We start from the raw sequence: 9,219 nt of genomic DNA on the forward strand, positions 1-9,219 counted from the left end.
TTTTGCACAACTCACTCTCTTTTGCACAACTCAGACTTCCTTTTGCACAACTCGCTCCTCCTTTTGCACAACTCGGACTCCCTTTTGCACAACTCACTTCCTTTTGCACAACTCGGATTCCCTTTTGCACAACTCGGACTCCCTTTTGCACAACTCACTTCCTTTTGCACAACTCGGATTCCCTTTTGCACAACTCAGATCCTCTTTTGCACAACTCGGATTCCCTTTTGCACAACTCAGGCTCTCTTTTGCACAACTCCCTCTCTTTTGCACAACTCGGATTCCCTTTTGCACAACTCGCTCCTTCTTTTGCACAACTCGGACTCCCTTTTGCACAACTCGGATTCCCATCTCTCTCTAAAAAAATCCCAGCCTCATGGGGAGACTGGGATTAGCATGGTAGAGATATTATTTTTTGATCAATTCAAGATCGACTGGGATTGATTTGGCAACTTTTTCACCTTTTAGTGATTTTACAGCTGTGTCTAATGCAATTTGACCAATTTCAGTTGGTTTTTGAGCGATTGTTGCAGCCATTTTACCAGCTTTTACTGCTTTTTGGGCATCGTCAGTAGCATCGAAGCCTACAACTTTGATGTCTTTACCTGATGCTTCGATTGCTTCAAGAGCACCTAGAGCCATTTCGTCATTGTGAGCGAAAACGCCTTTGATATCTGGGTTAGATTGAAGGATATTTTCCATTACAGATAAACCTTCTGAACGGTTGAAGTTTGCAGTTTGTTTTTTCACAACGTTTAAGCCTTTGTCAGCTACTTTGTGGAAACCTTCACCACGGTCACGAGCTGCAGATGAACCAGCAACACCTTCAAGTTCAGCAACTTTAGCACCGTCGCCAACTAATTCTTTTAAGTATTCGCCGGCCATTTCGCCACCTTTAACATTATCTGACGCGATGTGAGATACTACTTCGCCGCCTTCAGAAGAACGGTCAACTGTGATTACTGGAATATTAGCATCGTTTGCAGATTCAACAGCTGAAGCAACTGCTTCTGAATCTGTTGGGTTGATGATGATTAAGTCAACATCTTGTTGGATTAAGTCTTCTACATCAGAAGCTTGTTTAGAAGCGTTGTCTTGTGCATCAACTACTGTAAGATCAACATTTTCTTTTTTTGCTTCTGCTTTTGCACCATCAGATAAAGTAACAAAGAATGGGTTATTTAATGTTGAGATTGACATACCAATTTTCATATCATCTGTAGATTTTTTTGCCGCTTTATCAGATGATGAACTATCACCATTTGGTGACATTGAGCAAGCGCCTAGTAATAGTGAAGCTGATAAAGCTAAAGTCCAAGATAATTTTTTCATTGTAAACAAACTCTCCTATGCTGTTTTTTTGCGGTCGATAAGTACCGCGATTAATATAACAACACCCTTCACAACTTGTTGGAAGAATGAAGATACCCCGATAAGATTTAAACCGTTATTTAATACACCAATGATTAGCGCACCAACTAATGTACCGAAAATCCATCCGCGACCACCAGTTAAAGAAGTACCACCTAGTACTACGGCTGCAATGGCATCAAGTTCATAGGATTGTCCAGCTGTTGGTTGAGCTGAGTTAAGACGAGAAGTTAGGATTAAAGCTGATAGAGCTGCAAGCATACCTGTTAATGAATAAACAGCAATTGTAATACGGTCTACATTAATACCAGATAAACGTGAAGCTTCTTCGTTACCACCAATTGCATAGACACGACGTCCAAAAGTTGTTTTACGTAAAATGAAGTAAAGAACTAGGAATGCGATTAGCATTGTGATAACAGGAACAGGAATACCTAAAAAGTAACCTTTCCCGAACATTTGGAATGCAAGTGAATCACCTAAGCCAGACACTGGTTTACCATCTGTATAAACAAGTGTTAACCCACGGTAGATTGTCATTGTAGCTAGAGTTGCGATGAAAGGAGCAACTTTCCCTTTTGCGATAATAAATCCGTTTACTGCGCCAAGTACTGCACCTAAAAGTAAACCGATTAGCATGGCTAAAAATGGATCCATGCCACCTGCAAGTAATCCTGCACTAATTGCACCAGTTAATGCTAGTGTGGAACCAACAGATAAATCTATACCACCTGTTAAGATAACAAATGTCATCCCGAATGCGATTAATGCACTAATTGAAACTTGACGTAGTACATTGAAAATATTTGTAGCTGTTAAAAAGCTAGGGCTCATAAATGAGATAATGATGATTATTAAAAGTAGCCCTAATAGTGGTCCAAGTTTTTGAACTAAACCTTTAGATTTGGACAACTTTGTCACCTCCAGTAGCGTAATGCATAATTTTTTCTTGAGTCATTTCTTCTTTTGATACTTCACCGGTAATTTTACCTTCATGCATAACAAGTACTCTGTCTGCCATGCCGATAACTTCTGGTAATTCTGATGAAATCATTAAAATTGCAACACCTTGTTCAGCAAGGTCATTAATAATTTGGTAGATTTCCTTTTTGGCACCGATATCGACACCACGAGTTGGTTCATCTAGGATTAAAATTTCTGGGGCATCACCCAACCATTTTGCGATAACAACTTTTTGTTGGTTACCACCACTTAATGATTTTGCGGTTTGCATTGCACCAGATGAACGAACTCCTAATTTTTTCATTAGGTTATTAACAAAGGTTGATTCCTTTTTAGAATTAATAACACCCATTTTGGAAGCCTTGTCCAAGTTTGTAAGCATAATATTATCCTTAATAGAAAAATCAACGACTAAACCTTCTGATTTGCGGTCTTCTGTCACAAAGCCAATACCATGTTTTTTCGCTTGAATTGGATTTGAAATTTTCACTTTTTGACCGTCGATGAAGATTTCACCTTTGTTCATCTTGCGATAGCCAAATAGTGCCTCAGCTACCTCTGTACGGCCTGCACCCATTAGACCTGCTAATGCAAGAACTTCGCCTTTTCTAAGTTGGAAGTTAATATCTTGGCAATAGTCATTTCTTGTAAGGCCTTTCACTTCAAGCTTGACTTCACCAATTGAAGCGTTGCGTTCAGGGAAACGATCTCCCAATTCACGACCAACCATCATTTTAACAATTTCATCAAAATTCGTTTCTTTTATGACACGGACACCAATGTACTGGCCATCACGTAAGATGGTAATACGATCGCAGATGGCGAATATTTCTTCCATACGGTGAGAAATATAAACAAAGGAAACACCTTGTGATTGTAATTTTCGAATCGTTTTGAATAATGTTTTGATTTCACGATCTGTTAACGCAGCAGTTGGTTCATCCATTATAATGACTTTTGCGTGTGTCTCGATTGCTTTTGCAATTTCTATAATTTGTTGTTTCCCAACAGATAATTGGCCAGCCGGTGTTTTGACGTCAACATCTAATCCGAGTTGTTTTAAAATACGACTAGCTTCTCTATTCATCTCTTTTGTTTTTAAAATACCCATACCTACTGTTTTTTCATTGCCCAAAAATAGGTTTTCAGCAACAGTTAAATCCGGTAGAATATTAAGTTCTTGATGAATTACTGCAATCCCCATAGCTTCTGCTTCTTTTGGGGATTTGAAGTCTACTTCTTGTCCATCTACTTTGATGACACCTGCATCACGGCCGTAAATCCCTGTTAAGATTTTCATCAGTGTTGACTTACCAGCACCGTTTTCACCCATCAAAGCATGGATTTCTCCATCTGCAAGTGAGAATTGGACATCTTTCAACACGACATTGCCACTAAAAGCTTTATCAATGCCTGTCATTTCAATCATTTGGTATCACCACCTTTTAAAATATGACCCCTGATTGCAAAATAATATTTGCAAACGGTGTTGCTTCTCCTGTACGGATAATTACTTTTGCTTTAGCTGAAAGTTGTTTTAACTCTTCATGGCTAACAGTTTCAATCGGAACATTGACTACTTGTCTTACCCTACTGTGTAATGTTGGGTTTTGCACATTCATCTCTGTTGCAATCCATGCCTTTTCTGCATTAAAGTCATCTAAAACTGCGTCCAAAATATCTGAGAAACTAGGTTTTCCAAGTGTATAAGATAGGTCTACACAAGGAACGCCATCTGGAATAGGTAACCCACAATCCGCAATCATAATCGTATCTGTGTGACCGATTTTCGCGAAAATACCAGCTAAATCACGATTTAAAATTCCATGTTTTTTCACTTTATTTGTCCTCCTAGGCGATTTTCAACCATTTGTAATGTTGGCATACCGCCTTGTGCGCCAAATTTTTCAACGGACAATGATGCAGCAATATTAGCAAAACGAACCGCTTCTTTTAGAGATTGTCCATTTGTTACGGCATATGCTAATGCACCATTAAATGTATCGCCAGCTCCAGTTGTATCAACAGCTTTTGTTTTATAACCTTCGATGAAAATATGTTCTTTTCCATCAAAGTAACGAGCGCCATTGCTTCCTAATGTGACGATTAGTTTATTTGGATACTTTTCTAATGCGCTTTCCACATCTTCAGAGAAAATATCCGCACATTCCGTTTCGTTTGGTGTAAGGTAATCTACCAAGTCCATCCAAGAAGGATTGAAAGATTCCGCTGGAGCAGGGTTAAGTAATACGGGTACGTTTAAATCTTTGCAAACTTGCAATGCATATTGAACGGTGTCTGCTGGAATTTCTAATTGCATAATGACCATTTCACTTTTTTCAATTAAAGATTTTGCAGCATCGATTTCTTTAGGAGTGATCAATGCATTTGCGCCTGGAACGACAATAATACGATTATCTTGTTCGTAAAGTAATATATTCGCGATACCAGTCGCAGCTTCATCTGTTGCATATACAAATTGTGTGTCAATACCTTCAACTTTTAAGTTGTTAGTTAACTCTTTGCCAAAACTATCTTGACCAACTGCACCAACCATATGTAAATCGCCACCAAGTCTTGCAACTGCTACAGCTTGGTTTGCTCCTTTACCACCAGGTACTGTTGTAAAAAGGTTTCCTAAAACTGTCTCACCTTGTTTAGGAAAAATAGTTGTATCAACGACTAAGTCCATATTGATACTTCCTATTACAGTAATCATCAAATCTCTCCTTACTTTGTCGAACTTCTAATAACAAGTGTTGCTGGTAATTCCGTCAAATTATTTTCTATTTCATGACCTTCAATTTTTTGAATAAGTAATTCTGTTGCTGCAGTGCCCAACTTGTATATATCTTGTGCAACCGTTGTCAATTCGGGTGTTAATAATTTCCCCATACTGATGCCATCGAATCCTACTAATTGAAGTTCACCAGGAATTTGAACATCCAGCGAATGAGCAGCTTTCATAGCGCCAATTGCTAGAACATCACTTGATGCAAAAATACCATCAACGAATTCATGTGTTTTTAGGTAGTCAAATACTTTTTTCTCTGCTTCATCAAAATCAAATTGACTAGTAATAATATCAGAAGAGATGTTAGGGTAATTCTTCATTGTTTCCATAAAACCAGTAAATCGGTCTTCCGCTACATCGAGTCCAACAGGTCCACGCACACATAGTATGTGCTTACAACCTCTTGCTATTAAATATTCAGTTGCAATTGTTGCACCATCTATATTATTTGTTGTGACAGTTGGAATAGCCGGATCAAGTCTTCTATCAAGTGCCACAATCGGCAAACTTATTTTACGATAATAGTCTGCTTCAAGTTGATTGGTCGTCACGATAAATCCTGCGGCGTACTTTTGTTGAAGCGACTCTATATAATGTATTTCTCTATCTTTCTGTTCACCAGAATTACAGAGTACAACTGTATAACCATTTGTATAAGCTGTATCTTCTACAGCTCTTGCTAGTTCAGGGAAAAATGGATTGGTAATGTCAGGTACAAGCAAACCAATGATATTGGTCTTTTTTGTACTTAAAGATCTTGCAAGCTGATTAGGCTTATAATCTAATTCTATGATTGCCATTTCAATTGCTCGTTTTGCATCTTCACTTACATAGCCTTTGCTATTTAAATAGCGAGAAACTGTAGCGACCGAAACGCCTGCATGCTTGCCTACATCTTTAATGGTAACCATTCTTTTCCTCCTTTGTAGCATTGTGTAACCGATTACACATGTAATCGAATACACATTAATATACTGAAAAATATTTTATATGTCAACACAATTATTGAAATAGGTTATACTAAATATTCATTTCGGACAATTATATTAAAAAAACAGTTTATTACACGCTATTATTATGAAATTCTAGTAAAAAATTGAACAAATTGAATAACCTTATTATGTAATATATTTCATACTTAATCGGATTTTTTGTAAGGATTTTTAAATAGGCTATACTATTTGGATGTAATTTCACTAATTGAATTAAAACTTCCTTATTATTATTAAAAGACTGCCTGAAAAGTTTTCTTATGTGAGGAGAGAGTACGTTAAGACTTAAACTGTTTGGAACGTGGATTCAATTTCTTATTGCGTGGATTGGACCTCGTATTGCGTGGATTAAATTTGCAATCCATTTTTTGGATTCTCAAAGACTTTGGTCGCGGGTTTGATTATTTGTTAAACATATATTCTTGCCGCGAACTAGGGGGGCATTTTTTCTTTGATTCGTTTTGCAATAGGACTTAAATTGTTCGGAACGTGGATTCAATTCCTTATTGCGTGGATTGGAGCTGGAGTTGCGTGGATTAATTGCTGTTTTCCGTGGATTGATCACTGAGTTGCGTGGATTAATTGCTGTTTTCCGTGGATTGAACTCTGAATCGTATGGATTTAACCTATATTTTGGTATATCAACAGTTGTTTTCCTAGATTAGCTTAAATCGATTTAGTAATGCAAGTAGATATGCTTATATTCGTTGCTTATATTCGTTCTATTTTTTGATATCCATAAAAAAGCCCCATGTATCACACGGATACACAGGGGATGTGCTAGCCAACTATTTTAGAAAGTCTATCTTTTTATTAATATCTACAATCCTATCCTCTATAGTAGGTTTAACTGTTTTTAGGTTTGTTAAATGTTCTGCCAGGTTCTCCCAATCTGATAAACCGAGGTCTGTTACACGACCTTCAGAGTAGGCTTTTGCAAACATTGTGAAGCCGTCTCCACCTTTTGCTGTGAAGGCGTTTGTTGCAATTTTGTACGTTTTATCATCTTGGATTGGTGTGAAATTTCCATCTTTATCTTTATATGCAATTGAAACAACTCGTTCACCCGCTGGCTTAGTGGAGTCAAATTCTACTTTCCCTCCAGATACATGCAAGAAACCGCCATTTTCACTTGGATATGATTTGAAGCTTATTTCAAAGGCTGATTTTAATTCTGCACCTGTTACAGACATCGTAGCAAGTGTGTTTCCAAATGGTAGAACAGTGATGACTTCGCCAACTGTAATATCTCCAGCTGGAATGCCTGCGCGAATACCTCCACCATTTTGTAAAGCCATGATGATATTTTCATCGTACTTTTTAGCTTTTGCCAGCATGCCATCTGTAATAATATTACCTAAGGCTGTTTCACTATTTCGAACACTAACGCCTTTCCCATCAGAATCAGTCCTTGGATTTGTCAGTTCGCTTTCTGCAGTTGCTCCGATTGATTTGTTTGTAATTTCCTTTAACTTTTCAGAGTATTCTTTTAGCATTGCAGCAGCTTCCGGATCTTCTTGTTGATCAGATACTTTTACTAATTGACCATCTGATTGAACAACTTTACCTTTGAAATCAAACTTAACATCCACTGTACCTAAAAAATCACTATATTGAAAAGCTTGTACAATGACTGTTGGGTCTTTTTCTTTACCTTTAATGTCTTTTTCAATAACTACAGGTTTATCTAATTGCGTATGGCTATGACCACCAACGATTAAATCGATACCTTCTACTGATGCAGCTAAAATTTGATCATTATCCACAGCTGGATTATCATCATAACCAATATGCGTTAGCGCTATAATTTTATCAACGCCTTTTCCTTCAAATGCTTTTACTGCCTTATTCGCTTCTTCGATATAATTTTCAAATTTAACACTACCTGGGCTTGAGATATCCTTTGTTTCGGCTGTTGTTAAACCGAAAATCCCTACTTTTTCGCCATCTATTTCTTTGATAATACCGTTATAAATCTTTCCTTTTTCCGGATCACTAGATATCAAATCGGTGAATAACCCTTTAAATCTATCATCGCCTGAGAAGTTAACGTTTGCGCTAACAAATGGGAAATTGGCACCCTCTATGAAATCGACAAGCGCCTGATGTCCTTCCGGGCTCGATCCTAAATCAAATTCATGATTTCCAAATGTCATTGCATCATAACCTAAATTATTCATAAACTTAAGATCTGCTTGTCCTTTAAATTCGTTGAAATATAATGTTCCACTAAATACATCCCCTGCATCTAGTAACAACGAATTTGGCTTCTCAGCTCTAAATTGCTTAATAGCCGTTGTTCTTTTTGCAATATTATCTAAATGTGCGTGTGTATCATTTGTATGCATAACTGAAATTGTGAAATCATCTCTCTTACCGTTCACTACTTTAATTTCTTTGCCGTCTGGTGTTTTAATTAGGCCATTGGCAAGAATTGAGTTTTTATACCAAAGTTCTTTGTATTGAACAACGCCTTTGTTTAATTTGTAACCGTTATATAGTTTTCCTTTGTAAAGGTCTAATCCCTTATTTAAAGTTCCGCCATCATATAGCTTCCCTTTATAAAGATTCAATCCTTTGTTTAAGTAAGGTCCATCATATAATTTATCTTTATATAATGTAAGAACAGTATTCAACTTTCCTTTTACATATAGCTTTCCTGTTTTCTTACCAATACCAGTGTAAGGTTTTCCTTTTACATAATAGATGCCTTTATATTTACCTGTTGCTTTTTTACCGTTTTTGTAATAAACACTACCCTTTACCCCTGTATATAAATTACCATTCTTATACAACTTGTTATTATAAAATTTATACCCCTTAACTACCTTGCCATTTGACTTTTTTACAAGTTTGCCATTTGAAATCTTATAGTCTGCTGCAGCATTTACATCTGCTGGCGTTGTAATAACAGCTCCTACTAGCAACGTACTCCCCAATATAAGCGATGCTACTGGTTTTACAAATTTCAGATTGTACATGTTCTCCCATCCACCCTTTTATAGTATTTATTACTAATTTAGTAATATATACTATTATAAAAAATAATAACCAGTTTATCTATAAATTAATATAATATTATGAATTTATTTACATAGT

General features: G+C 36.8%; 8 protein-coding genes. 1 reads left to right on the top strand and 7 read right to left on the bottom strand.

Annotation, left to right across the window (positions count from 1 at the left end):
• Nucleotides 1-408: 408 nt before the first annotated feature.
• Genes rbsB through D1606_RS12800 form a run of 6 tightly spaced genes read right to left on the bottom strand, consistent with a single transcriptional unit; the run spans nucleotide 409 to nucleotide 6,039 of the window.
• On the bottom strand, nucleotides 409-1,332 hold the full coding sequence (gene rbsB / locus D1606_RS12775; RefSeq protein WP_119416402.1) for a ribose ABC transporter substrate-binding protein RbsB: 924 nt from the start codon (nucleotides 1,330-1,332) through the stop codon (nucleotides 409-411).
• Nucleotides 1,333-1,347: 15 nt separating this feature from the next.
• Complete coding sequence (gene rbsC, locus D1606_RS12780; protein WP_199670750.1) at nucleotides 1,348-2,283, bottom strand: ribose ABC transporter permease; 936 nt, start codon at nucleotides 2,281-2,283, stop codon at nucleotides 1,348-1,350.
• Entirely contained in the window at nucleotides 2,270-3,763 is a 1,494-nt protein-coding gene (locus D1606_RS12785; protein WP_119416404.1) for a sugar ABC transporter ATP-binding protein, read from the bottom strand. Before D1606_RS12785 ends, rbsC begins: the two co-directional genes overlap by 14 nt.
• A gap of 16 nt (nucleotides 3,764-3,779) precedes the next feature.
• Entirely contained in the window at nucleotides 3,780-4,172 is a 393-nt protein-coding gene (gene rbsD / locus D1606_RS12790; protein WP_119416405.1) for a D-ribose pyranase, read from the bottom strand.
• Nucleotides 4,169-5,053: a ribokinase gene (rbsK, locus tag D1606_RS12795; protein WP_119416406.1), complete on the bottom strand. Its 885-nt coding sequence runs from the start codon at nucleotides 5,051-5,053 to the stop codon at nucleotides 4,169-4,171. Before rbsK ends, rbsD begins: the two co-directional genes overlap by 4 nt.
• A gap of 11 nt (nucleotides 5,054-5,064) precedes the next feature.
• Nucleotides 5,065-6,039 (bottom strand): LacI family DNA-binding transcriptional regulator, encoded by a 975-nt coding sequence (locus D1606_RS12800; protein WP_119416407.1) that lies wholly within the window; start codon nucleotides 6,037-6,039, stop codon nucleotides 5,065-5,067.
• Between the two features lie 608 nt (nucleotides 6,040-6,647).
• Here D1606_RS12800 and D1606_RS18780 point away from each other — a divergent pair.
• On the top strand, nucleotides 6,648-6,785 hold the full coding sequence (locus tag D1606_RS18780; protein WP_158582377.1) for a hypothetical protein: 138 nt from the start codon (nucleotides 6,648-6,650) through the stop codon (nucleotides 6,783-6,785).
• 123 nt (nucleotides 6,786-6,908) lie between these two features.
• Here D1606_RS18780 and D1606_RS12805 read toward each other — a convergent pair whose 3' ends face one another.
• Nucleotides 6,909-9,101, bottom strand: a complete 2,193-nt coding sequence (locus tag D1606_RS12805) for a bifunctional metallophosphatase/5'-nucleotidase (RefSeq protein WP_199670751.1) — start codon at nucleotides 9,099-9,101, stop codon at nucleotides 6,909-6,911.
• Between the last annotated feature and the right edge of the window lie 118 nt (nucleotides 9,102-9,219).

Origin of the sequence: Rummeliibacillus sp. POC4 (assembly GCF_003576525.1) — a bacterium.
Taxonomy (GTDB): Bacteria; Bacillota; Bacilli; order Bacillales_A; family Planococcaceae; genus Rummeliibacillus.

Coding starts and splice junctions, on each gene's coding strand:
- D1606_RS12805 (WP_199670751.1), bottom strand. CDS start 9,101: ATGTACAATCTGAAATTTGTAAAACCAGTAGCATCGCTTATATTGGGG.
- rbsB (WP_119416402.1), bottom strand. CDS start 1,332: ATGAAAAAATTATCTTGGACTTTAGCTTTATCAGCTTCACTATTACTA.
- D1606_RS12785 (WP_119416404.1), bottom strand. CDS start 3,763: ATGATTGAAATGACAGGCATTGATAAAGCTTTTAGTGGCAATGTCGTG.
- D1606_RS12800 (WP_119416407.1), bottom strand. CDS start 6,039: ATGGTTACCATTAAAGATGTAGGCAAGCATGCAGGCGTTTCGGTCGCT.
- rbsK (WP_119416406.1), bottom strand. CDS start 5,053: ATGATTACTGTAATAGGAAGTATCAATATGGACTTAGTCGTTGATACA.